Genomic DNA, 22,786 nt, shown 5'->3' with positions numbered 1-22,786 from the left:
TCATTGAAATGCAACATATACGTGTCATTATCCCCGATAAACGGGAGGGCGTGACATGAGACTTGCATCCTTCAATGTCGAAAACCTGTTCGACCGCGCAAAGGCGATGAACCTGGAAACCTGGGCCGACGGCCGGGTTGTTCTCGACCGCTTTGCCGAACTGGAGAAATTGCTGGGGCAGGTGACCTACAGCGAAGCCGACAAGGCGCGCATGGCCACGCTGATCATCGAGCTCGGCATGGAGGAGAGTGATACGGGTCCCTTCGTCATTCTTCGGCGCAACAGGGGCAGTCTTCTGAAACGGCCGAGAGCCGGCGGCGTGGTCATCTCCGCCAACGGTCGCATCGACTGGGTCGGATCGCTGGAATTGCGTGACGAGCCGATCAACGAGATCGCCATGCAGAACACGGCGCGCGTCATGAGTGATCTCGAGGCCGATATTCTTGGCATCGTTGAAGTCGAGAGCCGGCCTGTGCTCACCGCTTTCAACACCCAGGTGCTGCCGGCCGTTGGCGGCAACCCCTTCACGCAGGTCATGGTGATCGACGGAAATGACGAGCGGGGCATCGATGTCGGGCTGATGACCCGAAAGGGTTTAGCGCTCGACATCATGCGCAGCCACGTCGATGACAGGGACGCGGCAAGCAACCCGATCTTCTCGCGCGATTGCCCCGAATATTACGTGACGACGCCCGGGGAACGACGCTGCTTGTCATGGTCAATCATTTCAAGAGCAAGGGTTTCGGCAGCGCTCAGTCCTCCGATGCTCGCCGGCACGCGCAAGCGCAGCGGGCGCGCGAGATCTACGAGAAGCGTCTCGCGGAAGGATTCGACCACATCGCACTGATCGGCGACCTCAACGACACGCCGGATAGCGCCCCGCTGGCGCCGTTGAAGGAGAGCACGTTGAAGGATGCCTTTACGCATCCCGCGTTCGATGACGGCGGCTTTCCTGGGACCTTCGGTCTTGGCAACGCCGGAAACAAGATCGACTACCTGTTCCTGTCGCCGAAGCTTTTTGACAAGGTCGAGCGAGGCGGTGTCTTCCGCAAGGGCGCCTGGCCCGGAAGCCGGCCGAAACGCTGGGAGACCTATCCGGAACTCACCGAGCCGAAACACGCGGCGTCGGATCATGCCGCCATCTGGGTTGACCTGCACATCTGAGGCCAAAGACAGGGAGGCTGCCGTCCGTCGATGCCACGGCACACACGAGGAGGGCCGCTGGCCCGGCTACTCGAATGTCGCCAGAAACTTGCGCAGCAGGGCGTCGAGCTGGGCCTTCTCCTCCGCGCTGAAACCCTGCGTCAAGCGTTGCTGATTGGCGATGTGGAGGCCGACGGCACTTTCCACGGCGGCAAATCCGGCTTCGGTCAGGGCGATGAGAACACTTCGCCGATCATCCGGATTGAGAACGCGCTCGACCAGGCCCACTTTCTCCAACTGGTCGATCCGGTTGGTCATGGTGCCGGAACTGACCATCGTCATGGAGAGCAAATCGCCGGGGGAGAGCCGATATGGCGCGCCTGAACGCCTGAGGGTTGCCAGCACATCGAAGGACGAGGAGGAGAGCCCCTGCTGCTGCAACACCTGGTCGACCTCGCGGGCGAGGTGCGTCGTCAGCCGCTTCAGTCGCCCCATGATGCCCATCGCCTCGGTATCGAGGTCGGGGCGCTCGTTTTTCCATTGCGCAAGTATCTTGTCGACGCGATCCATCGGTCAGCCCGTTCTTCTGCGAAGACTGTTATCATCGCGTATCTTGACGTCAAGATAAATGACGCTACATTGTATTTATTTTGATGTAGAGATTCTTGAGATGAAGAAAACTCAAGCGCCGCTTTCCGAGGTGCTGATCACGGCGTTGGCTCCGACGATCTGGGGCAGCACCTATTTCGTCACGACATCCTTTCTTCCGCACGGATATCCGCTGACGGTCGCCTTCCTGCGGGCTCTGCCGGCCGGGCTTCTGCTGCTTGCGATCGTCCGGCAGCTGCCGCAGGGAATCTGGTGGCTTCGCGCCTTCGTGCTCGGCGGCCTGAATTTCTCGTTCTTCTGGGCAATGCTGTTCGTGTCGGCCTATCGTCTGCCGGGCGGTGTTGCCGCGACCGTCGGAGCCATTCAGCCGCTCATCGTCATCCTGCTGTCGCGCATCTTCCTCGGCCGGCCGATCCACGCCGTTGCCGTTGGGGTCGGCGTGGTCGGGATGACAGGTGTGGCACTTCTCGTGCTCACACCCAATGCGGCGCTCGATCCGATCGGCGTTGCCGCCGGCATTGCGGGGGCGGTTTCGATGGCATTCGGCACGGTGCTGACGCGACGTTGGGTTCCGCCGGTTTCGAATCTGGCCTTTACCGCATGGCAACTCACGGCCGGCGGCATCCTGCTCGCGCCCGTCGCCTTCTTCGTCGAACCCACACTGCCGGTGCCGACCGCGGCCAATGTGCTGGGCATCGCCTATCTTGGCCTGATCGGCGCAGCGTTCACCTATTTGCTGTGGTTCCGGGGGCTCGCGCGTATCGAACCGTCAGCTGCGGCCTCGTTGGGCTTCCTGAGCCCGGTCACCGCCACCTTTATCGGTTGGCTGGCTCTCGGGCAAAGCCTGACGCCCGCGCAGATCTTTGGCTTCGCGATGGTGCTCGCGAGCGTCTGGCTCAGTCAGCGCACGATGTCGGTCAGGCCCACTCGCCCTGACGCATCACCGGAACCCGCGAGCCGTCCGGCTTGATGCCGTCGATATCGACCTGGCCGGAGCCGATCATCCAGTCGATGTGGATCAGGCTCGAGTTGCCGCCTTGCGCCTTGATCTGCTCCTGCGTCAGGCTTGCGCCGTTGACGAAGCACTTCGAATAGCACTGGCCGAGCGCGATGTGGCACGAGGCGTTCTCGTCGAACAGCGTGTTGTAGAAGAGAATGCCGCTGGCCGAGATCGGCGAGGAATGCGGCACCAGCGCCACTTCGCCCAAGCGGCGCGCGCCCTCATCGGTATCCAGCACCTTGTTCAGCACTTCCTCGCCACGCGAAGCCTTCGCTTCGACGATCCGGCCGCCTTCGAAGCGAACCCGGATGTTGTCGATCAGCGTGCCCTGATGGGACAGCGGCTTGGTGCTCGAAACATGGCCTTCGACGCGCAACGCATGCGGGGTCGTGAAGACTTCCTCGGTCGGAATGTTCGGATTGCAGGTAATGCCGTTCTTGGCCGTCGACGAGCCGCCGTGCCACTCGTGACCGTCGGCAAGACCGACCGTCAGATCGGTGCCAGGTCCCCTGAAGTGCAGCGAGGCGAAGCGCTCGCCATTCAGCCAGTGCGAGCGTTTGGCGAGATTGGCATTGTGCTCGGCCCAGGCCGCAATCGGGTCTTCGACATCGACGCGCGACGCCGCGAAGATCGCCTTGGCGAGCTTGGCAACGGCGATTGCTTCCGGATCGTCAGGGAAGACGAGCGCTGCCCAGGACGGGTTGGGGTAGGAGACGATGTTCCAATTGATGTCGAAATTCGAGATCTTTTCCAGCGCCGGCTTGTAGGCCGCCGAGTTCGCCCGGTTGGCACGGCCGACCTTTGCCGGATCCTGTTCCGAAAGCAGCATCGGATTGTCGCCAGAAACCGCAAGGCGTGCAGTGCCTTTGGCATAGGCCTTGGCCATGCCGTCGTAGAGCCAGTCGGAGGCGCGATCGAAGCTCTGATCACTGCCATATCGGTAGCGCGCCAGCGTCGAATCCTCGTCCGAATAGAACGCTGTCACCAGCCCGGCACCTGCCATATAGGCATGCTGGGTAATCAGGCGCACGAGGGGCAGGGCGACGACCGGGGCCGTGATCACGAGATCCTGGCCCGTCTGCAGCTGCAGCCCGACCTTGACGGCCACCTCCGCCAGTTTCTCAAGCTTTACGGGATCCACGGAGGTCTGGCTTTGCGGCATGAAATTCATGATCGGTCACTCCTCGAACAAAACGGATTGGCCGGTAGACTTAGACCCCTTTACGGCGAAATTGAAGCTCGCTTGTCGACCGATGGCAGCTCTTTGCCGCCATCGGCCCACGCGCGGGATTAGGCCGCCGAAACGGATGGCTGCTGCAACAGCACCGCGTCGTTGCGCTTCAGGAAGGCCATCAACCGGTCGGCATAGTCAGGTCCGACGGCGGCCTTCACGCTCGGTCTCTCGGACAGCGCTGTCCGCCAGGCCTGGACGCGGGGCAGGCCGGCAAAAATGCCGCTGCCGCCGATGGCGTCGAAGACGTCGAAGTAGCGAAAGATCGGCGCAAACACGGCATCGACCAGGCTGAAGTCCACGCCCGCAAAGTAGGGGCCATCCTTCAGTTCCGCCTCGATGGTGCCGAACTTTGATGCGAGCACCTGCCGCTTCGCCTCCAGCTGCGCGCGATCCTGCGTCGTTTCGTAGACCCAGAGATCGGAGAGGATCGAAGAGCCGAACTCCATCCAGCCGCGGTGGCGGGCGCGTGTCAGCGGGTCGGATGGATGAAGGCGGCGGCCGTCCTGCGTCTCCTCCAGGTATTCACAGATTACGCTGCTTTCAAAGAGCACGTCCTGACTGCCGTCGCTGTGGCGAATGCAAAGCAGAGGCACCTTGCCGAGCGGCGAGACCTCCAGGAACCAGCGCGGTTTGTCCGCGAGGTCGATATTCACGCGCTCGAACGGCACTCCTTTTTCCGCAAGCGCGATCGCGGCGCGCTGTACGTAGGGGCAAAGGTGGTGGCTGACGAGCAGCAGAGCGGAACCGGATACTTGAGGTGGCAAATGATCCATCGTGGCAATCTCCATTGTAGATGCAATTGCATGTAATAGCTGTTGCGCCAGGATTCAAGATAGATGTAAATGCATGTATGAGTAAAAAGACGAATAGAGCCACGCCCTCCGATGCGGTGATCGATGCCTGGATCGGGCTGATGCGCGCGCAGCAGCGACTGCACGCTCAGATCGAAGCGGATCTCAAGCAGGCCGGGCTCCCAGCGCTCGCCTGGTACGACGTGCTCTGGGAACTGGTGCGGTCGCCGCAGGGCAAGTTGCGGCCATTCGAGATCGAAGAACGAACGTTGCTAGCCCAATACAATCTTTCGCGACTGATCGACCGCCTCGAGAAGGCAGGGCTGGTGCAGCGCCAGAGCTTCGATCAGGACGGGCGCGGGCAGTGGGTGGTCGTTACCGAGGAGGGACGCGCGCTGCAGAAGCGCATGTGGAAGGTCTATGCCAGAGCCATCGAGGAGAACTTCGGCGCCAAGCTGAGCGAGGTTGATGTCGCGACGCTGACCTCGCTGCTGTCACGCTTCAGCTGAGATCAGGCAATGAGGGGCGCGGCGGCAGCCTTCAGCGTCTTCAACGCGTCCTTCGGGTCCAGCCGAACCTGCAGGCCGCGTTGCCCGCCGTTGATGTAGACCTGCGCCTCCGTCAGCGCTGTTTCCTCGATTGCTGTCGGGACGAGCTTCTTCTGGCCGAACGGGCTGATGCCGCCGACGTGGTAGCCAGTCAGGCGCTCGGCATCGGCGGGCTTCATCATGTTGGCGGACTTTCCGCCGAAGGCGCTTGCGAGCTTCTTCATGCTGACTTCACGATCCGACGGCACGACGACGCAGACCGCTTTGCCGTCGACCTCCGCCATCAGCGTCTTCAACACGCGATGCGGCTCCTCGCCAAGCGCTTCTGCCGCCTGCAGGCCAACGCGCTCCGCATTCGGATCATAGTCGTAGGTATGGACCGTGAAGGCAATTCCGGCTTGGCTCAGAACCTGCGTGGCGCGTGTGGTTTTCGACATCGATCAGGCCTTGAAGAAGCTGCCGTAGATCTCGGGCTTGAAGCCGATGAGCAACTTGCCGTCTGCCTCGACAACCGGCCGCTTGATCATCGATGGCTGCTCCAGCATCAGCGAGATCGCCTTGCCCTCGTCGAGATTTTCGCGCTCGGCCTCGGGCAGCTTCCGAAATGTCGTGCCTGTTCGGTTGAGCACCGTTTCCCACCCGGCTTCCTTCGTCCAGGCCTGCAGATGCGCGCGATCGATCCCGACAGCCTTGTAGTCATGGAACTGGTAGGCGACGTCATGCTCTTCCAGCCAGGTTCGGGCCTTCTTCATGGTGTCGCAGTTCTTGATGCCGTAGATGGTGACGGTCACTTAGTCCTCCAGCGTTCCAGGCTTGCGTGTTGCCTTGCTGGCGGTCTTGCAAGCAATCTTCATCAGGTCGGCGCGCCGGCGAACCAGCCGTTCGGAGCTGCGCGTCACGATCAGGCCGGCCTGTGGTGCACAAATCTCGATGCTGCCGTCAGCCATGCCGGGGCGGGTGATCAACGTGGCAAGCACATCGCCTTCGCCAACCCATTCGCCGATGTTGCGTTGGAAGAGAACCGTGCCGGCCTCCGGCGCGCGGACCACCTCGATATTGTCGAGCGGGACAGCGGGGCCATCGAAAGCGGGCAGCGAGACCGGGGCATCGATTGCGCCGCGGCTTGCCAGGAATTTCCACAATCCCTCGGCATCCTTCTTCGCCATCTCGGGATAGACGTCACGCCGGCCGCGAAGCTCGACGGTGACAGACAGCTTGCCGGGCAGGCGCGATTGTTTCTCTAGGGTCTCGTATTTCCAGGCAAAACCGACGGCCTCCTCGAAGGCGGAACTCTCGCCATCGGAGAGAAGAACGGCTTCCATCTCCATCGCAGAGGCCAGATCGGCCGCCTCCGGCCAGAATGCCTCGTCGATATAGGCATATTGCAGGGATTCATCATCGCAATGCAGATCGATCACCAGATCGCAGCCGAGCGCCATATGCAGCAGCTGGCGCTTCAGTTTCTCGACGGCCGAACGGCGCTCGAGGTCCTCAAGCAACCCGTCGCGATCTTTCACCGAGATCAGCGGAAACTCCCTGTTGAAATTGGTGCGCGATCCAAGATCGAAGCGGCCCTGAAGTTCGCCGAAATGCGACTGGGCCGCCCCGATCGGATTGGCATGCGGGACGACGATGAAGTCGCTCTTGATCTGACCGGCGTTTTCCGACTGGCGCAGTCTTTCACACAGGAAGTGAACCAACGCCGTGCCCGGCAGCTCGTTGGCGTGGAGAGCCGCCTGAATGTAGACCTTCGGTGCCTTGGGATCGCTGCCATTGAAATGAAGAACCGGCAAACGCCACTCGATACCCGCCGTGTCACCGGCAATAATGATCTCGGACGTGTTCATGTCGTTCTCCGCTTGATGCCTTGTCGCAGGAGCTTTAAGCGAGTTCGATAGCTGGAGGCAAGGTGTTATCCGCGCGCATGAAGCGGCGAGCGCCCGAGCTCTTCGTAGCCTGCTTGACCCCGGCGATTGTGCAGCAGAACGAATTCGCGCGCAGCCATCACGACCGGCCTCCGCAGGGCGATCCGCGGCACCACGTCCTTGTCGCAGAGGAGCGTGGTGTGAGGTTGAAAGTTCGGGTTCAGATTGGCGTCTGCGCCCAACCGGTGCACCTCGATCGCGATCTGCACATGCAGTTGCCACAGTTCCCGTCCGCCATTGCCTTCGAGTACGATCGCGTTGTCCTGCGGCAGCAGGAAGGTGATGATATGGTCGAAGACGAGCTCGAACTGACACGCCTCGATCGCCGTTCCTGCCTGGCGTGCCGCCGCGATGACCCCTTCGGGAATGCGGGCGCTCTTGCCGACACAATAGAGCGAGACATGCACGGCCGCCGGCGGACGCGGCGATGCGAGGGGAAGGTGTTCCCGCTGTAGCCACTGCTGGATCGACACGCATTCGTCGAGCGATTGCGGATCCGGCAATATCGCAAAGAAAAGACTCTCTCTGGCGAAGCGCGATGGTTGTTGGCGCGTCTTATGCGAAGCGAAATCGAAAGATGCCTGCTAACATTTGATCTTGAAATGGCAAGAACAAAAAAAGAACATACGGGCGAGCGATCGACCGGAGCAAGCTCGTGCGACGCAAGAAACGGGTTGAATTCGGGCCGCGACGGCACGATCTTCGGAGAAGAGCAGCAGGGAGGCAATGACCCATGCAACAGGCAATGCATCACTATCTGATTTTCGAGACGAGCGGTGGCTTCTGCGGCATCGCCTGGAATGATGTCGGCATTACGCGGTTTCAGCTGCCGACGTCGAGTGCCGAGGCAACCGAGCGATTGCTCCTTCGCCGCATTCCCGGCGCCGAGCCGGCGAAGCCGACGGCTGCCGTTGCCGAAGCTGTTGCCGCAGTGAAGCGCTATTTCAGCGGAGAGCCGACGGACTTCTCAACCGTGAAGGTCGATCTCGCTGGTCAGGATGCCTTCTTCAGGCAGGTTTACGATGCTGCCCGCCAGATCGGCTGGGGCCACACGACCACCTACGGTGCGCTCGCGAAACAACTCGGCGTAGGGCCGGAGGCCGCCCGCGACGTCGGCCAGGCGATGGCGAAAAATCCGGTCGCCTTGATCATCCCCTGCCATCGCGTGCTAGCGGCCGGAAACAAGATCGGAGGCTTCTCCGCGCCCGGCGGCTCAACGTCCAAGCAGAGGATGTTGGAGCTCGAAGGCGTTAGCCTGGCGCCGCCAAAGCCGGTGCAGCAGTCACTTGATTTCTGATGGATGTCGCCTCGATTGAGGCGACTCTCAAATCATTCCCACTCGATGGTGCCGGGCGGTTTCGAGGTCACATCATACACGACACGATTGATGCCGCGCACCTCGTTGATGATGCGGGTTGCGGCGCGCCCGAGGAATTCCATGTCGTAGTGATAGAAATCCGCAGTCATGCCGTCGACGGACGTCACGGCGCGGAGCGCGCAGACGAACTCGTAAGTGCGGCCGTCGCCCATGACGCCGACGGTCTGGACAGGCAGCAGCACGGCGAAGGCCTGCCAGATGGCGTCGTAGAGGCCGGCCTTGCGGATCTCGTCGAGATAGATGGCGTCGGCTTCGCGGAGAATCTCCAGCTTTTCGCGGGTGATGCCACCCGGGCAGCGGATCGCGAGACCCGGACCCGGGAAGGGGTGGCGGCCGATGAACGAGTCGGGCAGGCCGAGCTCCTTGCCAAGCACGCGCACTTCGTCCTTGAAGAGTTCGCGCAGCGGCTCGACGAGCTGCATGTTCATGCGCTCGGGAAGGCCGCCGACATTGTGGTGCGACTTGATCGTCACCGACGGTCCGCCGGTGAAGGAAACGCTTTCGATCACATCAGGATAGAGCGTACCCTGGCCGAGGAAGTCGGCGCCGCCGAGCTTCTTGGCCTCTTCCTCGAAGGTCTCGATGAACAGGCGACCGATGATCTTGCGCTTGGTCTCTGGATCGGAAACACCCTCGAGCTCGCCGATGAACTTGTCGGATGCGTCGACGTGGATGAGGTGCAGATTGTAGTGTTCGCGGAACATGGCGACGACGTTGGCCGCCTCGTCCTTGCGCATCAGTCCGTGGTCGACGAGCACGCACGTGAGCTTGTCGCCGATCGCTTCGTGGATCAGTAGTGCTGCGACCGAGCTGTCGACGCCGCCCGAAAGGGCGCAGAGGACGCGCTTGTCGCCGACCTGCTCGCGGATCGCTTCGACCGCCTTCTGGCGATAGGCCGACATCGACCAGTCACCTTTGATGCCGGCGATGTTGTGAATGAAGTTGCCGATCAGCTTGGCGCCATCGGGCGTGTGCACGACTTCCGGGTGGAACTGCACGCCATAATATTTGCGCTTCTCGTCGGCGATGAAGGCGTAAGGCGCGTTCGGCGAAGTCGCGACGACCTTGAAGCCTTCAGGCAGCGCCGTCACGCGGTCGCCATGGCTCATCCAGACCTGATGGCGGGAGCCCTTCGACCAGAGGCCTTCGAACAGTTGGTTGTCTTCGTCGACTTCGAGGAAGGCGCGACCGAATTCGCGGTGATGACCGCTCTCGACCTTGCCGCCGAGCTGCATGCACATCGTCTGCTGGCCGTAGCAGATGCCGAAAACGGGCAGGCCGCTGTCGAAGATGATCTGGGGCGCGCGGGGCGAGCCTTCATCAACCGTCGAGGCCGGGCTGCCGGACAGGATCACGGCTTTCGGCTGCAGGCGCTTGAAGCCTTCTTCGGCGGACTGGAAGGGAACGATCTCGCAGTAGACACCCGTTTCGCGCACGCGGCGTGCGATCAGCTGGGTTACCTGGCTGCCGAAATCGACGATGAGGACGCTGTCTGGATGTGCTGTCTGGGTCATGGCGAGCCTTTAATGAAAAGCACCCGGTCTTGCAATGCGCGAAATCCCCCGGCCGAGGATTTTATTGTGCTGATTGTCCCTATCCCGCAGGGGTTAGAACCAGAATACGCCGTCTTCCAGAGCCGTAAACAGGCTGTCGACGGCATAGGAAAGCTTGCGGTCGATGACATGCAGGTATTCTGTCCAGCCGGAAATGTGCTGCAACTCTTCGACACCGTCGGAAATCCCGCGCAGGCCGATCAGCGGCAGTTCGTAAGCCTGGCAGGTGCGCAGGATTGCGAAGGTCTCCATGTCGACCATATCGGCGGCGATACCATCATAGGCCTGCCCGGACACGACGTTGCCGCCGGTCGACAGGCTTGCCTCCGGAATGCCTGGGATTCTAAGCGGCAGGTCGATGGTGGCAGGGAGATCGAGGAACGGCGTGCGCCCCTTCTCGAAACCGAGTGGCGATGCATCCATGTCGCGATAGGATACGGAGGTGGCCTGATAGACCTCGGTCTGCTCGAGCTTTGCCGAGCCCGCCGAGCCGAGCGAAACGACGAGGTCGGGCAACTCATCGGCCTGCGCTAATTGCGCCAGCGCCCGGGTGAGGACGATTGCCGCCTCGACGGGACCGACCCCCGTCATCAGCGGCTCGAAGCGGGAGCGTAGGAACGGACCGTACTCGGCCTCCGCCGCCATCACGAAGAGAATGGATTTGCCGGCGACCGATTTCAGCTCAAACTTCATCCCGAAATGCCCTCTCTGCCACGGATGATCATCATGGTGCTTGTCATGGAAGCGATCAGCTTTGCCGGTCCGTCGCCGATCGCATAGCCGCGCCCGTCCGCAACGATGATGTTCGATCCCGGCTTGGTGATTTCGCCCCTGAAGAGGAAGCGATCGCCACGGCCTGGCGACAGCAGGTTGACCTTGAATTCGATCGTCAGAACGGATGCCTCGGCGTCGATGACGCTGTAGGCCGCCAAGCCGCAAGCGGAATCGAGGGCAGCGGAGATCACGCCGGCATGCAGAATTCCGTGCTGCTGGGTGAGCTTGACGTCGAAAGGCAGTTCGATCTCCACCAACCCCCGCCCGACGCGGGTCAGTTCGGCGCCGAGCGTATGCAACGCCGCCTGGCGGGTAAAGTTCTGGCGGATTCGCTCGTGGAAATCGCCGCTGTCGTTGTCGGTCATCATCGCGCCTTTCTTGCGATCGCGAAAGTGGCATGCTGCGCCGCATCAGACAAGCGCTTCCCGGAAATCTGTTGGCAGAGTGCTCCCGTGCCATGCGGTCGCTTGTCTGACGCGCATGCAAGTGCCGGGCGTAAAGATTGGATTCAGTCTTTTTTGGTAAATCTCCGTTAGCCATTGCTTCTCGATGGGTCCCTGGCGGCAGCGAATCTGTCGTCGACAATTGTTTTGCGTGCGGGTTCTTATGCGTCTATTGGCTGCGCCAGCTTTCTTCCTTGCTTGTCTCGCCTTGTCGGGCTGCACGTCCAGTTTGGGACCGGACAGCCTCGTCGCGGGAATCCCGTCGCGGGAGACGACCAGCTCGGTCGCACGCCCAATCGCGCCCGTGCCGGCCAGCGTCATGCCGGCGAGCCCTGTTCCCTCAGCTGATGTCGCCGAGGCGCCAACGCCAGCCGCGCCGCAACAGGAGGAATTGGCCTGGGCCGGCCCGGTGCCTCAGCCGCAAGCCTTCACACAACAGGCCGGAGTGGCCACCGCTCCCGTGCCGTCGGAAAGGCCGATGGCAACGGCAGTGCCAGCCGTCCTGACGCCCGCAGCGCCCGAAATTGACGAGACGGCGCGCACACGTTCGCGGATCTACAGTCATCGTTTCCGCGACGTCAAACCGATCAATTTCGGCTCTTCCTCGCCCAGAAAGCTTGCCGTCCATGGCGTCGACGTTTCGCGCTGGCAGGGCGACATCGACTGGGACAAGCTGAGAACGCAGGGTGCGAATTTCGTCTACATCAAGGCGACCGACGGCGGTGACCATCTCGATCCGATGTTCCGGAAGAACTGGCGCGACGCCAAGCAAGCTGGGATGAGGCGGGGCGCCTATCACTTCTTCTATTGGTGCCGCACCGCGGGCGAACAGGCGGACTGGTTCATCCGCAACGTTCCCCGCGAAGCCGGGGCTCTGCCACCGGTCATCGACGTCGAATGGAACGGCGAGTCGAGCTGCAAGCGGCGGGTCTCGCCCGAGAAGGTTCGCGAGAAGATGCAGGTCTTCATGGACAAGCTCGAGCAGCACTATGGCCAGCGGCCGATCATCTACACCGCGCCGGACTTCTATCGCGACAACCTCAAGGGCGCCTTCCTGAACTATCCCTTCTGGCTGCGTTCGGTTGCAGCCCACCCGTCGAAGGTTTATCCCGGACGCCGGTGGGTATTCTGGCAGTATTCGGGCTCCGGCATCTCGCACGGCGTTGATGGCCGCATTGACCTGAATGTGTTCCACGGCAGCGAAGCCGACTGGCACGACTGGGTCGCCAGATCGGACTGAGGTGCTGCTCGTCTCGCCCGCGCGAAACAACCGGGAGGTTCGCCATGGCAGAGGTTGTGCTGTTTCACCACGCGCTTGGATTGACGCGAGGCGTCATCGCTTTTGCTGGCGATCTGCGGGCCGCCGGGCACGTCGTACATACGCCTGACCTGGTTGCCGGCCGGACGTTCGACACGCTGGAGCAGGGCGTGCAGCACGCCCAGGAGACCGGCTTCGGCGAGATCATCCAGCGTGGAGCCCGCGCCGTGGATGGCCTTGCAGCCGATCTCGTCTATGTCGGGTTTTCCCTGGGAGTGCTCCCGGCACAATATCTGGCTCAGACGCGTGCCGGTGCGCGGGGTGCGATCTTCCTTCACGCCTGCTTGCCGCGTTCGGAATTCGGCTCGGCCTGGCCGAAAGGCTTGCGGGCTGAGATCCATGCCATGGACGCCGACCCGTTCTTCGTTGGAGACGGTGATATCGAGGCGGCGAAGGCGTTGGTTGCCGAGTCGGCGGATGTCAGGCTTTTCCTCTATCCGGGGGACGCGCATCTTTTTTCCGATCGGTCGCTCGCCGCCTTCGATCCAGCGGCGGCAGCCGTTCTCGAACGGCGCGTGCTCGATTTTCTCGCTGATCGCTAGTTCAAATAGACGATCGCGGCGTTGAGCAAGGTCGCGAAGCCAACCCAGGCTGCGTAGGGCACGAAGAGCAGGGCGGCGGTCCGATCCGAATTCCAGCGGTTTGCGGCAAAGGCGAGGATCAGTCCGAGCAACAGCACAATGACGACGAGCGAGGCCGACAGCATTCGCAGGCCGAAGAAGAACGGCGACCATAGAAAGTTCAGCACCATCTGCCAGGCCCAGATAAGCATGCCGACAGACAAATGCCCGCGCAACCACGTCCGTGCCCCGGCAATACCAATCAAAACATAGAGGGTGAGCCAGACAGGCCCGAATATCCAATCAGGTGGATTGAACGGCGGCTTGGCGAGAGATTGATACCATTCCTCCGGCAGATTGTTGACGCCGATGGCGAGCCCCCCGCCGAGCGCGATGGCGACGAAGACGACGTAGGTCAGGGCTTTGCTCATTCGCCGGAAATAGGGCGGCTGGACTCTCCAGCCAGATCGCTAGCGATCTTTTGCGCACAATTCAGACGGCCGCAATGCGCACGATATGCTGGTCCCAGGTAACGTCGCTCTGCGTCGACAAAAATCCGCCTTCATAGGATGACACGGCAAAGCCGGCCTTGGCTGCGGCAATCCCTGCCGCATCCGGCACAATCTCTTCACGAAGCACGCGTCCGCTCTTCGCATCGATCGTCACGGACGCGCCGCCCTTGGGAGACGTGACGCCGACGAGCCCTTCACCGCGATTGATTGCGATCGCGCCGACATAGTTGGCAAGCCGGCGTGTCGTCTCCTCCGGCAGATCGACGAAGCGCAGGTCTTCGCCTTTGGCAAAGGAGCCGACGAGCGGCGGCAGGTCGTTGCGGTGCCCTTCATACTGGCAGGCAAACCAGATGCGGCCCCTCGCGTCGACATCGACGTGTCGGGTGGAGAGCTGCACCCACTGCGATGGGAGGGAGTGCTTTTCGATCAGGTCTCCGGTTGCCGCATCGATCAGCGTCAGCGAAGGCTGCATATTGGAGAGGTTGAGCTTGGCGCGGCCGAAATCCGGATGCGTTTCAATGCCGCCATTGGCAACGATCAGCATGCGCCCGTCGTCGGACACGGTCATGTCATGCGGACCGACACCGTAGGTCTCGAACTCTCCTATGCGCTCAAAACGCCCGGTCGCATCGTAGAGGCCGATCATGCCGCGGTTGGCGTCGAAGGCGTTCTCGCTGGCATAGAGAATCCGGCCGTCCGGCGAGAAGGCGCCATGGCCATAGAAGTGGCGCCCCTCGGCTGCTGCAATGGTGATCGGCTCGTTTTTGCCGCGGGGATCGAAGATCATCGCATAGGTGCCGGGGCGGCGCGCAAAGGCGACGGTTTTTCCCGTCGCGTTGCTGAAGGCCATGCCATGGGCGCGTGCCGGAAGGGCGATTTGATCGACGATCTCGCCGCGCTCCGTGACCGTCGCAACGGCGTAGGATCCGTTCGCGGTCCGCATCCCTGACGCATAGATCGCATCCGCGCGCTCAAGTGCCATGAGCGCTCGCGGCTGTAGGGCAGCCAGGAAAGTCAGCCCGGCCGCCTTGACGAAACTGCGCCGATCGATCGCGGAGCTATTCCACATGGGTTCAGTCGCCGTCCGAGAAGGAGAAGCCCGCTGAAAGGCCGATTGCCGCGCCATAGTCATCGCTGATCTTGGTGATCAGCTCACGCGTGCTGACCAGAAGAGCATCAAGCTTTGCCCTCTCGGCGTCGCTTGTTGCAACTTCGATATCGGGGTTGAGCTTCTGCAACGCCTCAAGCAGCGACTTCAAATTGGCATCGATCGTGTCGGCGATCGGCTTCTTGTCGGCTGGCAAGAGCTCGGCCATTCCGGCTTTTTGCCAGAGTGTGCGAAGTCCCTCGACGTTGGCCGTCATCGACTTCCAGGTGTTCCCGGAGCGCCAGTAGATCGCCATGCGTGGACGAGGCGTGGCGTCCTTGCCCTTGTAGAACTGCTCGAGCCGCTGATCGCGAACGGTCTCCGCGCCATGAACGAGGATGCCGAGCAGAGCGGTTATGGCCTCCTTGTTGTCCATGAAGTCTTCGCTTTGCGGGCCGGGATGCTTCCAGCTTCCCTGCACGCCGTCGGGCTTTTCCCAGGCCGCGACGACCTCGCCCGCCTCACGCTGGATGTTACCGGCAATCGCAGCGCCGTAGAGGCATCGGAAGCTGTTCTTCTGCGTCGTCAGGTCTTCCGAACCGGTGCCGTGGAGCACGTATTCGAGCGCAGTCAGCCCCTGCAGCGCGACGCTCTTGCCGGCGATTGCATCGACAGTCGTATCCTTGGGATCGGCTCTGGCGATCAGAGCCTGAACCTGCTTCAGGGCGACGCCCTTGCGATCGGGGTAGAACAGGATGTGCTCGAAGAGATTGTCCTGTATCACTGGTCCAGTCTGAACGATTTCAATGACCGACCAATAGCGGATCATGTCGTCGAGTGCTGACCGCGCCTTGTCCAGCTTCTGCTGCGTCGCGTCCTCGCAGAGGTCCTTCATCGCCGTTGTCAGGCGTGCTGCCGATTGCTGGGCATTGCGATAGCCTGGTCGGATCACCTCATCGACCGCCCGCTGCATGACTCCGGAGACCGCCTCCTCGTTCAGACCGGCTTGCGGTGCGGGAGGAGTCTGGGCGAAGGCAGAAGTAGCAAAAAAAAGGGAGAGGACAAGAGGTTGCCAAAGGCGCATCAAAGGGACTCCAGGAATGTAATCAGTGCCTGCCGGTCATCCCCGGGCAGGGATGCGAAAGCGTCACGCGCCTTTTCAGCCTCGCCGCCATGCCAGAGAATCGCTTCGGTGAGATTTCTGGCGCGGCCGTCGTGGAGGAAAAAGCTGTGCCCGCTGACAGTCTGGGTCAGACCTATACCCCATAGCGGCGGCGTGCGCCATTCACGTCCGTTCGCGCTCCCGACTTGTTGTCCGTCCGCGAGACCCTCGCCCATGTCGTGCAGCAGGAAGTCGGAATAGGGCCAGATCAGCTGGAAGGCTTGAGCCTTGTCGGCGCTGTCGCGCCGCGTGACGAACTTCGGCACGTGGCAGGAAATGCAGCCGCTTTGGTAGAAGATTTTCTTGCCCTGAAGGGTCGCGGGGAAGCTCGTCTTGCGGCGGGCAGGAACGGCAAGGTTGGCCGAATAGAAGGTGACGAGGTCGAGGATCGGGCCGGGGGCCTCCTCCTTGCCAAGCCGCTTCTGCACGCCGGTCGGCATCTTCCCGCACTTGGCTTCGGCTTCTGTGCAATCGCCATGCGGGTCGGGTCGGTCCGGCGTCGAAATGCCAATGTCATTGGAGAAGGCATCCGCGCTCTGGTCGCGCAGGCTCGCATTCTGTGCCTTCCAACCGAAGCGCCCGAGCGCAACTTTGCCGGTGCGATGGTCGCGTACGATGGCCGCCTTGCCGTGGATGCCGTCGCCGTCCGCATCGTCCGGATCGGCGTGGGCAAGGATGTCCGCTTCAGGGATGGCCTCGATCAGCCCGAGCCCGATCATCGCCGGCGCAACGCGCGGCGAGATCCTCGTTGTTGGGTCGAGTGGCCCATAGCCGAGGTCGGTCACTTCGTATGTCGGACGGCGGAGCGAGATGGTCTCGCCGTCGCCGAGCGTCACGGGCTCCTCGGTGTAGCGGATAGCCATCTTGCCCTCTGAGGGAAGCCCTGGAATCGCAAGATCCTGCAACTGCTGGCCGTAGATTGGGTCCGGGAAATTGACGACTTCGGCGCTGGCAATCGCCCGCTGCTCATCAGGCGTTGTCGCCGGGCGCGACAGGCGCAGGAACATCGAGGTGGCACTGACGCCACCTTCCGGCGGCTTGCCGCGGCCGTCGTTCAAGTGGCAACTCAGGCAGGAGCGGGCATTGAAGAGCGGCCCCAGACCATCTGAGGCCTGCGTCGAGGAAGGGGCGGAGACCCAGAGCTTCTTGAAAAGGGCATTTCCGAGCCGGAACGGCTGTTCTTCTTCAAAGGGGATTGTCGCCGAGATATGCGAAAAGGAATCCTGCGTGACCGGATCGATGGAGGTGGCGCCGCCGGCCTGCATCGCTTCGTATTGCTCGGCCTTGGAAAAATCCGTGGTCGGCCGCGTGACATCGGCGACGCGCTTCATATCCGCGTCGGAAAGGTCGCGTCGTTTCGTCGGAAGATCGAACCCGGATGCCAGCGCAACGGAGAATCCGGCAATCGCGGCGCAAAATGCTGCGCAACTGAGAAGACGACGAGCCGGTCTGGGAGGCATTCGAGAGTTCGGGCCGCTGCGTCGAACGAAGCGGCCCGCCTTTTCACTTATTGGAAGACCGCGCCAGGATTATCCAAGCTGTCGGAACCTTCAAGCTTCACCGTGCCGAGATCGAGTGCGGCAATAACGCGCTGCACCGTCTTGGTCTGGTCGACGAGACCGTCGATGGCGACCTGAACGACGGCGTTGCCCTTCTTGTTGCCTTCGCCGATCATCTGGTCGTACTTCTCGACGTTCAGACCACGCTTCGCCATGACATTCATTGCCTTGAGCGTTGCGTCGAGTTTGGCCTGCATTTCCTTGTCGAGCTTCTCGTCCTTGTCTGCGACGAGATCGTGCAGCGACGGTCCCTTCATCTTCGTGCCGTCGACGCGGGTGTAGTCGCCCGTGTAGGCAGCGGCGATGCCGATCGCGTCGTTGAGGTGCGAATTGAAGGTGTTGTCCGAGAAGCAATCATGCTCTTCTTCCGGATCGTGCAGCAGCAGGCCGAGCTTCATGCGCTCGCCGGCCAGTTCACCGTAGGAGAGGGAGCCCATGCCGGTCAGAATGGCAACGAGACCGGCTTTCGGATCGGCTTCGACATGCTTGGTGGCTTTGCCCTCCGGAGCCCAGTTGTTGGTCATTTCCTGAAGGTCGGAGACCAGCAGCGTCGAGGCGGACTTCAGATATTCGGCACGGCGATCGCAATTGCCGTGCGTGCAATTCTTCAGGTCGTAGTCCGTGGCAGGGCGGTTGCCAGCTCCGGGACCGGTGCCGTTCAGGTCCTGGCCCCAGAGCAGGAATTCGATGGCATGATAGCCCGTTGCGACGTTGGCTTCGACGCCGCCGGCTTCGGCCAGCGTGCCGGACAGGAATTCAGGAGTCAGCTTGGACGCGTCGACATCCTTGCCGTCGATCTTGATCGTCTTGTTGGCGATGACATTGGCGACGTAGAGCGCGTTCTCGTCGCTCTCGGTGCCGTAGGACGCATCGACGTAATCGATCAGGCCTTCGTCGAGGGGCCAGGCGTTGACCTTGCCTTCCCAGTCGTCAACGATCGGGTTGCCGAAGCGATAGACTTCCGTCTGCTGGTAAGGGATGCGTGCCTTGATCCACGCGGCGCGGGCAGCCTTCAATGTCTTGTCGGTCGGGTCCTTGAGCAGGGCGTCGATTGCCGCGTCGAGGGCCTTGGCCGTCGTCAGCGAGTCTTCGTATTTGGCATGCGCAACGTCGGCGTAGTGTTTTACAACTGCAGCAGCATCCGGGGCCGCGTAAGCGGGAATGGCCAGCAGAGCGGCTGGGGCCAGCGCCAGCGCCACGGCTGCGCGGAAATTCTTGTTGAGTTTCATGATCCTCTCCTGTGCGGACTTTCCGTCTGAGGTCCGACGAAAAATCTCTTCGCCCAAAAGCAAACTGGTGTCAAACACTCTAGTTTGGAATGATTTTAAGTGTATTCGCGCGGTCTGACGAACCTCTTGTTGTTTTGACACCCCCTGCTTCTCCGTCATTCCGGCCTTGAGCCGGAATCCAGCCCGCCGCGCGTCTGCGGGGCTGAAGAGTTTTTCGCGATCAAGGACTTGATCGCGCTGGATACCGGCTCGAGGCCGGTATGACGGCGATGGGTATCTCGCCCCCAGAAAATCAATTGAGTTGACGGCTTTGTCAGAAGTCTGCCGGCTGAGCGAGGGCTCAGCCTTTCCTCTGCATGCGGCAGAAGAAGAAACCGTCCGTATCGGTGGAGGCGGGTGTCAGCGTGATGGTCTTGCCGTCGGACGAACGAGGACGTGGGCTGTCCTTTCCGAACAGTCCATCCCACGCAGGCAGGGCGCTGACAATCTCGTAGTCGCCGTTTTCTGCGGTGAAACGCCGGACCTGCGCCTCGTTTTCCTGCGGCAGCACCGAGCAGGTCACGTAGATCAGTTCTCCGCCCGGACGGACAAAGGCGCTCGCCTGCTTGAGCGCGTCCTGCTGCTGGGTCGTACGCTCGTCGAGGTTCTTCGCGGTCAGGCGCCACTTGGTGTCGGGCCGCCGCCGCCAGGTCCCGGTTCCCGTGCATGGCGCATCGACGAGCACCTTGTCGCAGCGATCGCTCAGGCTCTTCAGAGCCTTGGCGTCATCGTGCACCTGGACATTGCGCGTTCCGGCACGCTTCAGCCGTTCGATGATCGGCGCGAGCCGCTTGCGGTCGGCATCATAGGCGTGAACCTGGCCCTTGTTGTGCATCGCCGCCGACATGGCGAGCGTCTTGCCGCCACCACCGGCACAGTAGTCGAGAACCTGTTCTCCGTCTTTTGGGAGCACGAGATCGGCAACGATCTGCGACCCCTCGTCCTGCACTTCGAACCAGCCTTTCTGGAACGAAAGCTCGGCGGTCACGTTTGGCAGCCTTGAGGCGCCTTCGCCGGCGGGAATCCGGATGCCGTAACGCGCGATCGCCGCCTCTTGTGCGCCGGCTCTTTCGAGCGCCTTGACTGTCTTGTCGCGGGTCGCCTTCAGGATGTTGGCGCGCAGATCGAGGGTGGGACGCCCGGCGAGGGCCTGCGCCTCGACGATCCAGTGATCGTTAAAGGCGCTTTCAAACGAGGGCTGGACCCATTCGGGAATATCGCCCTGGATGTGAGCGGGCGCGTCGGCCAGCTGGCGGCTGTTGAAAGCGGAAAGCTGAGCTTGCGAAAGCGGGCTTGGTGCGAACTTGTCGTCTGCGAGTTCCGCGGCGAGGCTTTCTGGCGTGAAACCCCATTGCCGGAACATCACGGCGTGGGCGATAGCGGATGCGCTGTCATCGTCCATCAGCCAGCCGTGGGAGAGGCGCATGCGAAGGGCATCGTAGACGATATTGCCGATCGCGGCGCGATCGCCCGATCCGGCAAACCGATGGGCAAGACCCCAGTCCTTCAATGCATCGGCGACAGGCCGTCTGCGGGCATCGATATCTGCAAGAACCGAAATCGCCCCTTCGAGCCGACCGCCCAACCGCATTCAAACAGCTCCTATCGCCTGGATCAAAATACCGGGCTTGTGAACAATCCGCAGGAAGCGCGACAGACGCAGCGGATAGTACACAAGTCTAGACCGCGTCGTAGACGCGATTGGCGGCAAGAGCAAGCGACCCGTTCGTGTACGGGCGAACGCTTAGCCTATGACTTCGTAGCAGACCTTTGCCGTGCCACTGCTGACCATGCCAATGTTCTGGGCGGCAGCGCGGGAGAGATCGAGGACGCGGCCGCGAATGAATGGGCCACGATCATTGACGCGGACGACGACGCTGCGTCCGTTTTTGCTGTTGGTAACTTTCAGCTTCGTGCCAAATGCCAGCGAACGATGTGCTGCAGTATTGATGGTCGGGTTCATACGTTCCCCGGAGGCGGTTTTGGAGCGAAGTGCGTACCATGAAGCGCCACCGCAACCATTTGCAGCAAATCCTTCAACGGGAAGGATAGTAGAGCAAGCTGCAATTGTTGCTGCGGCGATGACAGAACGGCAGATTTTCTTCAAAACGGATTGTCCCCTCAATTGTTGAACTCACGCCTTGTGGGCGGTGGGAGGGTTGAATCCGGCCAAGTGTGGCGAAAAAGTGCCCCCAATTATCACGGAATATTACAAAGTGTAATATACGTGATGGCTAGATGCGCGGCATGTGCGCCACAGAAAATCGAATGATTGGGAAAAAAGATAATGAAATCAAGTAAAATTAGAACGTTTTTTGCAAGGCCTGATCCACGCAACCAAAGATCACAAAATTAACGAAAATAATTTTGCGCGATTGCCATAATTAGTGCCTCATTTGCGCAAATTCAGAGGCCGTTAACCATAATCAGGCGCTATATTATATGCGCCGAATGCAGGAAGTAGAAATTTCCTACCCTGAAACCGCGCTATTTGTGATCGACAAATACAATCGCAAGACGAAAAGTCTGCCGCCCGCTCTCGCCCCGCAGGCAAGTCGTGATATGCAAGTCGACGGAAGTCGCTGCGGCATAGCATAAAAACGCCCCGGGCGTGTCGAAAACGGTGACACTCAAACGTCTTTAGCTTGCAAGCGCGCAAGCGGTGCGCGCCTCGTTCAAATTGGGCAGGGAGGCTGCGAAATCATGAGCATACCTTATCGTTGGATCATTGTTGCTGCCGGGGCGTTGATGACCTGCGTTGCACTCGGCGCGATGTTCTCCCTGGCAATCTTCCAGGAGCCAATCGCGACCGAGACCGGCTGGTCGCACGCTGGCATTGCGAGCGCGATGACACTTAATTTCATTGTTATGGGGATTGGCGGTTTCCTGTGGGGCACTGCGAGCGATCGCTTCGGCGCGCGGGTTGTCGTTCTGATCGGTGCTGCCGGCCTTGGCCTGGCCCTTGTGTTGGCAAGCCGCGCGGAATCGCTTCTGCAGTTTCAGCTGACCTACGGGATTTTGGTCGGGCTTGCCGCCAGCACCTTCTTCGCGCCAATGATCGCGACGACGACCGGGTGGTTCGAGGAGAACCGCAGCCTCGCCGTCTCCCTTGTCTCTGCCGGCATGGGTGTCGCGCCCATGACGATCTCACCTTTCGCACGCTGGCTCATTTCTGCCTATGATTGGCGAACCGCGATGCTGCTGATCGGCATCACTGCCTGGGTCCTGCTGCTTCCGGCAGCCTTGCTGGTTCGGCGCCCGCCGGCAGAGGCAGGGGACGGCGCGACCGCCACTGCAACAAGCGGGGAACAGCCTTCGCTCTCGCGGGTGTTCCGATCGCCACAATTCATTGTGTTGGGGCTGACGTTCTTCGCCTGCTGCGCTGCGCATTCCGGTCCGATCTTTCACATGGTCAGTTACGCGACGATCTGCGGCATAGCGCCAATGGCCGCCGTCAGCATCTATAGCGTCGAGGGACTTGCGGGGCTCGGCGGCCGGCTTCTCTATGGCGGGCTGGCCGACAGGGTCGGGGTGAAGCCGGTCCTCGTCGCCGGTTTGCTCGTCCAGGCGATTGCGCTTGCGACCTACCTCTTCGTCAGCAGGCTCGGCGAATTCTACGCCCTCGCCATTATCTTCGGCAGCGCCTATGGCGGCGTGATGCCGCTCTATGCTGTTCTGGCGCGAGAATATTTCGGGCCGCGCATCATCGGTACGGTGTTCGGCGCGGCGACGATGCTCTCCAGCCTCGGGATGGCCTTCGGTCCTCTTATCGGCGGATGGATCTTCGACACCTTTGACAACTACTCGTGGCTCTTCATCGGATCCGCTCTGGTCGGGCTCGGCGCAGCCGCAATAGCCCTCGCATTCCCGCCGCTCGCACGGGTAAAGGCCGAGCCGGCGCTCGGCGTCTCGATTTGAGGCG

At 61.4% G+C, this 22,786-nt stretch carries 25 protein-coding genes; 8 read left to right on the top strand and 17 right to left on the bottom strand.

From position 1 onward, the window contains the following. The first annotated feature begins 55 nt into the window (after positions 1 to 55). Positions 56 to 847, top strand: coding sequence for a hypothetical protein (locus AC1DE4_RS01950; protein ID WP_245271630.1), 792 nt, complete (start codon positions 56 to 58; stop codon positions 845 to 847). After that, on the top strand, positions 802 to 1,164 hold the full coding sequence (locus tag AC1DE4_RS01945; protein WP_477879826.1) for an endonuclease/exonuclease/phosphatase family protein: 363 nt from the start codon (positions 802 to 804) through the stop codon (positions 1,162 to 1,164). The genes AC1DE4_RS01950 and AC1DE4_RS01945 overlap by 46 nt, the downstream gene beginning before the upstream one ends. A gap of 66 nt (positions 1,165 to 1,230) precedes the next feature. On the opposite strand, the gene AC1DE4_RS01940 is transcribed toward AC1DE4_RS01945, so the two are convergent. Further along, positions 1,231 to 1,713 carry a MarR family winged helix-turn-helix transcriptional regulator gene (locus AC1DE4_RS01940; protein ID WP_025658625.1) on the bottom strand — a complete coding sequence of 161 codons (483 nt, stop codon included), beginning with the start codon at positions 1,711 to 1,713 and terminating at the stop codon, positions 1,231 to 1,233. Positions 1,714 to 1,813: 100 nt separating this feature from the next. On the opposite strand from AC1DE4_RS01940, the gene AC1DE4_RS01935 reads away from it, so the two are divergent. After that, complete coding sequence (locus AC1DE4_RS01935) at positions 1,814 to 2,722, top strand: EamA family transporter (protein WP_477879649.1); 909 nt, start codon at positions 1,814 to 1,816, stop codon at positions 2,720 to 2,722. Here the strand turns inward: AC1DE4_RS01935 and AC1DE4_RS01930 are convergent. Both AC1DE4_RS01930 and AC1DE4_RS01925 read right to left on the bottom strand, forming a co-directional pair. After that, positions 2,670 to 3,923, bottom strand: coding sequence for an aminopeptidase (locus AC1DE4_RS01930; protein WP_018855209.1), 1,254 nt, complete (start codon positions 3,921 to 3,923; stop codon positions 2,670 to 2,672). The genes AC1DE4_RS01935 and AC1DE4_RS01930 overlap by 53 nt on opposite strands. Before the next feature lie 119 nt (positions 3,924 to 4,042). Continuing rightward, positions 4,043 to 4,759, bottom strand: a complete 717-nt coding sequence (locus tag AC1DE4_RS01925) for a glutathione S-transferase family protein (RefSeq protein WP_477879647.1) — start codon at positions 4,757 to 4,759, stop codon at positions 4,043 to 4,045. A 77-nt stretch (positions 4,760 to 4,836) separates the two neighbouring features. Between AC1DE4_RS01925 and AC1DE4_RS01920 the strand changes: the two genes are divergently transcribed. After that, the gene (locus AC1DE4_RS01920) at positions 4,837 to 5,286 is read left to right on the top strand and encodes a MarR family winged helix-turn-helix transcriptional regulator (RefSeq protein ID WP_477879645.1); all 450 of its coding nucleotides are present in this window, start codon (positions 4,837 to 4,839) and stop codon (positions 5,284 to 5,286) included. Between the two features lie 2 nt (positions 5,287 to 5,288). On the opposite strand, the gene ybaK is transcribed toward AC1DE4_RS01920, so the two are convergent. The 4 genes from ybaK to AC1DE4_RS01900 all read right to left on the bottom strand — a co-directional run bounded on the left by ybaK (position 5,289) and on the right by AC1DE4_RS01900 (position 7,723). Further along, complete coding sequence (gene ybaK / locus AC1DE4_RS01915) at positions 5,289 to 5,762, bottom strand: Cys-tRNA(Pro) deacylase (protein ID WP_018855206.1); 474 nt, start codon at positions 5,760 to 5,762, stop codon at positions 5,289 to 5,291. Between the two features lie 3 nt (positions 5,763 to 5,765). After that, positions 5,766 to 6,116 (bottom strand): ArsC family reductase, encoded by a 351-nt coding sequence (locus tag AC1DE4_RS01910; RefSeq protein ID WP_018855205.1) that lies wholly within the window; start codon positions 6,114 to 6,116, stop codon positions 5,766 to 5,768. Next, positions 6,117 to 7,172, bottom strand: coding sequence for a M14 family zinc carboxypeptidase (locus AC1DE4_RS01905; protein WP_018855204.1), 1,056 nt, complete (start codon positions 7,170 to 7,172; stop codon positions 6,117 to 6,119). It lies immediately after the preceding gene. 65 nt (positions 7,173 to 7,237) lie between these two features. Next, positions 7,238 to 7,723 carry a 2'-5' RNA ligase family protein gene (locus AC1DE4_RS01900; protein ID WP_477879643.1) on the bottom strand — a complete coding sequence of 162 codons (486 nt, stop codon included), beginning with the start codon at positions 7,721 to 7,723 and terminating at the stop codon, positions 7,238 to 7,240. Positions 7,724 to 7,983: 260 nt separating this feature from the next. On the opposite strand from AC1DE4_RS01900, the gene AC1DE4_RS01895 reads away from it, so the two are divergent. After that, positions 7,984 to 8,547 carry a methylated-DNA--[protein]-cysteine S-methyltransferase gene (locus AC1DE4_RS01895; protein ID WP_018855202.1) on the top strand — a complete coding sequence of 188 codons (564 nt, stop codon included), beginning with the start codon at positions 7,984 to 7,986 and terminating at the stop codon, positions 8,545 to 8,547. Positions 8,548 to 8,579: 32 nt separating this feature from the next. On the opposite strand, the gene guaA is transcribed toward AC1DE4_RS01895, so the two are convergent. The 3 genes from guaA to AC1DE4_RS01880 form a co-directional block, all read right to left on the bottom strand. Beyond that, positions 8,580 to 10,142: a glutamine-hydrolyzing GMP synthase gene (guaA, locus tag AC1DE4_RS01890; protein WP_018855201.1), complete on the bottom strand. Its 1,563-nt coding sequence runs from the start codon at positions 10,140 to 10,142 to the stop codon at positions 8,580 to 8,582. Between the two features lie 93 nt (positions 10,143 to 10,235). Continuing rightward, positions 10,236 to 10,874 carry a 5'-methylthioadenosine/S-adenosylhomocysteine nucleosidase gene (locus AC1DE4_RS01885; protein ID WP_477879641.1) on the bottom strand — a complete coding sequence of 213 codons (639 nt, stop codon included), beginning with the start codon at positions 10,872 to 10,874 and terminating at the stop codon, positions 10,236 to 10,238. Further along, positions 10,871 to 11,320: a PaaI family thioesterase gene (locus AC1DE4_RS01880; RefSeq protein WP_025658634.1), complete on the bottom strand. Its 450-nt coding sequence runs from the start codon at positions 11,318 to 11,320 to the stop codon at positions 10,871 to 10,873. Before AC1DE4_RS01880 ends, AC1DE4_RS01885 begins: the two co-directional genes overlap by 4 nt. A 241-nt stretch (positions 11,321 to 11,561) precedes the next feature. Here AC1DE4_RS01880 and AC1DE4_RS01875 point away from each other — a divergent pair, with 241 nt between their 5' ends. Continuing rightward, a complete protein-coding gene (locus AC1DE4_RS01875; protein ID WP_477879639.1) occupies positions 11,562 to 12,638 on the top strand; it encodes a glycoside hydrolase family 25 protein in 1,077 nt (358 codons plus the stop codon). A gap of 44 nt (positions 12,639 to 12,682) precedes the next feature. Beyond that, positions 12,683 to 13,258: a dienelactone hydrolase family protein gene (locus tag AC1DE4_RS01870; protein ID WP_062371425.1), complete on the top strand. Its 576-nt coding sequence runs from the start codon at positions 12,683 to 12,685 to the stop codon at positions 13,256 to 13,258. Here AC1DE4_RS01870 and AC1DE4_RS01865 read toward each other — a convergent pair. From AC1DE4_RS01865 to AC1DE4_RS01835, 7 genes are all read right to left on the bottom strand, one after another. After that, a complete protein-coding gene (locus AC1DE4_RS01865; RefSeq protein ID WP_018855196.1) occupies positions 13,255 to 13,707 on the bottom strand; it encodes a TspO/MBR family protein in 453 nt (150 codons plus the stop codon). The genes AC1DE4_RS01870 and AC1DE4_RS01865 overlap by 4 nt on opposite strands. A 61-nt stretch (positions 13,708 to 13,768) precedes the next feature. Continuing rightward, positions 13,769 to 14,857: a DUF1513 domain-containing protein gene (locus AC1DE4_RS01860; RefSeq protein WP_062371423.1), complete on the bottom strand. Its 1,089-nt coding sequence runs from the start codon at positions 14,855 to 14,857 to the stop codon at positions 13,769 to 13,771. Between the two features lie 4 nt (positions 14,858 to 14,861). Further along, positions 14,862 to 15,959 (bottom strand): imelysin family protein, encoded by a 1,098-nt coding sequence (locus tag AC1DE4_RS01855; protein WP_477879637.1) that lies wholly within the window; start codon positions 15,957 to 15,959, stop codon positions 14,862 to 14,864. Continuing rightward, complete coding sequence (locus AC1DE4_RS01850) at positions 15,959 to 17,497, bottom strand: di-heme oxidoreductase family protein (protein ID WP_477879635.1); 1,539 nt, start codon at positions 17,495 to 17,497, stop codon at positions 15,959 to 15,961. The genes AC1DE4_RS01855 and AC1DE4_RS01850 overlap by 1 nt, the downstream gene beginning before the upstream one ends. Positions 17,498 to 17,544: 47 nt before the next feature. Continuing rightward, a complete protein-coding gene (locus AC1DE4_RS01845; protein WP_477879633.1) occupies positions 17,545 to 18,825 on the bottom strand; it encodes an imelysin family protein in 1,281 nt (426 codons plus the stop codon). A gap of 340 nt (positions 18,826 to 19,165) precedes the next feature. After that, entirely contained in the window at positions 19,166 to 20,455 is a 1,290-nt protein-coding gene (locus tag AC1DE4_RS01840; protein WP_477879631.1) for an RsmB/NOP family class I SAM-dependent RNA methyltransferase, read from the bottom strand. Between the two features lie 153 nt (positions 20,456 to 20,608). Then, the gene (locus tag AC1DE4_RS01835) at positions 20,609 to 20,971 is read right to left on the bottom strand and encodes a septal ring lytic transglycosylase RlpA family protein (protein WP_018116842.1); all 363 of its coding nucleotides are present in this window, start codon (positions 20,969 to 20,971) and stop codon (positions 20,609 to 20,611) included. Between the two features lie 596 nt (positions 20,972 to 21,567). On the opposite strand from AC1DE4_RS01835, the gene AC1DE4_RS01830 reads away from it, so the two are divergent. Continuing rightward, a complete protein-coding gene (locus tag AC1DE4_RS01830; protein WP_025658641.1) occupies positions 21,568 to 22,782 on the top strand; it encodes an MFS transporter in 1,215 nt (404 codons plus the stop codon). The last annotated feature ends 4 nt before the right edge of the window (positions 22,783 to 22,786 follow it).

This window comes from Rhizobium sp. 10N414, assembly GCF_056394785.1.
Note: the sequence above shows the minus strand (reverse complement) of the source record. Positions and strands in the feature narration are given on the sequence as shown.

Bases quoted from the DNA above. Each gene is read 5' to 3' on its own strand.
- AC1DE4_RS01870 (WP_062371425.1), top strand. From the start codon at position 12,683: ATGGCAGAGGTTGTGCTGTTTCACCACGCGCTTGGATTGACGCGAGGC.
- AC1DE4_RS01845 (WP_477879633.1), bottom strand. From the start codon at position 18,825: ATGAAACTCAACAAGAATTTCCGCGCAGCCGTGGCGCTGGCGCTGGCC.
- AC1DE4_RS01875 (WP_477879639.1), top strand. From the start codon at position 11,562: ATGCGTCTATTGGCTGCGCCAGCTTTCTTCCTTGCTTGTCTCGCCTTG.
- AC1DE4_RS01885 (WP_477879641.1), bottom strand. From the start codon at position 10,874: ATGAAGTTTGAGCTGAAATCGGTCGCCGGCAAATCCATTCTCTTCGTG.
- AC1DE4_RS01925 (WP_477879647.1), bottom strand. From the start codon at position 4,759: ATGGATCATTTGCCACCTCAAGTATCCGGTTCCGCTCTGCTGCTCGTC.
- AC1DE4_RS01855 (WP_477879637.1), bottom strand. From the start codon at position 15,959: ATGCGCCTTTGGCAACCTCTTGTCCTCTCCCTTTTTTTTGCTACTTCT.
- AC1DE4_RS01865 (WP_018855196.1), bottom strand. From the start codon at position 13,707: ATGAGCAAAGCCCTGACCTACGTCGTCTTCGTCGCCATCGCGCTCGGC.
- AC1DE4_RS01930 (WP_018855209.1), bottom strand. From the start codon at position 3,923: ATGAATTTCATGCCGCAAAGCCAGACCTCCGTGGATCCCGTAAAGCTT.
- AC1DE4_RS01940 (WP_025658625.1), bottom strand. From the start codon at position 1,713: ATGGATCGCGTCGACAAGATACTTGCGCAATGGAAAAACGAGCGCCCC.
- ybaK (WP_018855206.1), bottom strand. From the start codon at position 5,762: ATGTCGAAAACCACACGCGCCACGCAGGTTCTGAGCCAAGCCGGAATT.
- AC1DE4_RS01830 (WP_025658641.1), top strand. From the start codon at position 21,568: ATGAGCATACCTTATCGTTGGATCATTGTTGCTGCCGGGGCGTTGATG.
- AC1DE4_RS01860 (WP_062371423.1), bottom strand. From the start codon at position 14,857: ATGTGGAATAGCTCCGCGATCGATCGGCGCAGTTTCGTCAAGGCGGCC.
- AC1DE4_RS01895 (WP_018855202.1), top strand. From the start codon at position 7,984: ATGCAACAGGCAATGCATCACTATCTGATTTTCGAGACGAGCGGTGGC.
- AC1DE4_RS01880 (WP_025658634.1), bottom strand. From the start codon at position 11,320: ATGACCGACAACGACAGCGGCGATTTCCACGAGCGAATCCGCCAGAAC.
- AC1DE4_RS01840 (WP_477879631.1), bottom strand. From the start codon at position 20,455: ATGCGGTTGGGCGGTCGGCTCGAAGGGGCGATTTCGGTTCTTGCAGAT.
- AC1DE4_RS01935 (WP_477879649.1), top strand. From the start codon at position 1,814: ATGAAGAAAACTCAAGCGCCGCTTTCCGAGGTGCTGATCACGGCGTTG.
- AC1DE4_RS01920 (WP_477879645.1), top strand. From the start codon at position 4,837: ATGAGTAAAAAGACGAATAGAGCCACGCCCTCCGATGCGGTGATCGAT.
- AC1DE4_RS01905 (WP_018855204.1), bottom strand. From the start codon at position 7,172: ATGAACACGTCCGAGATCATTATTGCCGGTGACACGGCGGGTATCGAG.
- guaA (WP_018855201.1), bottom strand. From the start codon at position 10,142: ATGACCCAGACAGCACATCCAGACAGCGTCCTCATCGTCGATTTCGGC.
- AC1DE4_RS01950 (WP_245271630.1), top strand. From the start codon at position 56: ATGAGACTTGCATCCTTCAATGTCGAAAACCTGTTCGACCGCGCAAAG.
- AC1DE4_RS01850 (WP_477879635.1), bottom strand. From the start codon at position 17,497: ATGCCTCCCAGACCGGCTCGTCGTCTTCTCAGTTGCGCAGCATTTTGC.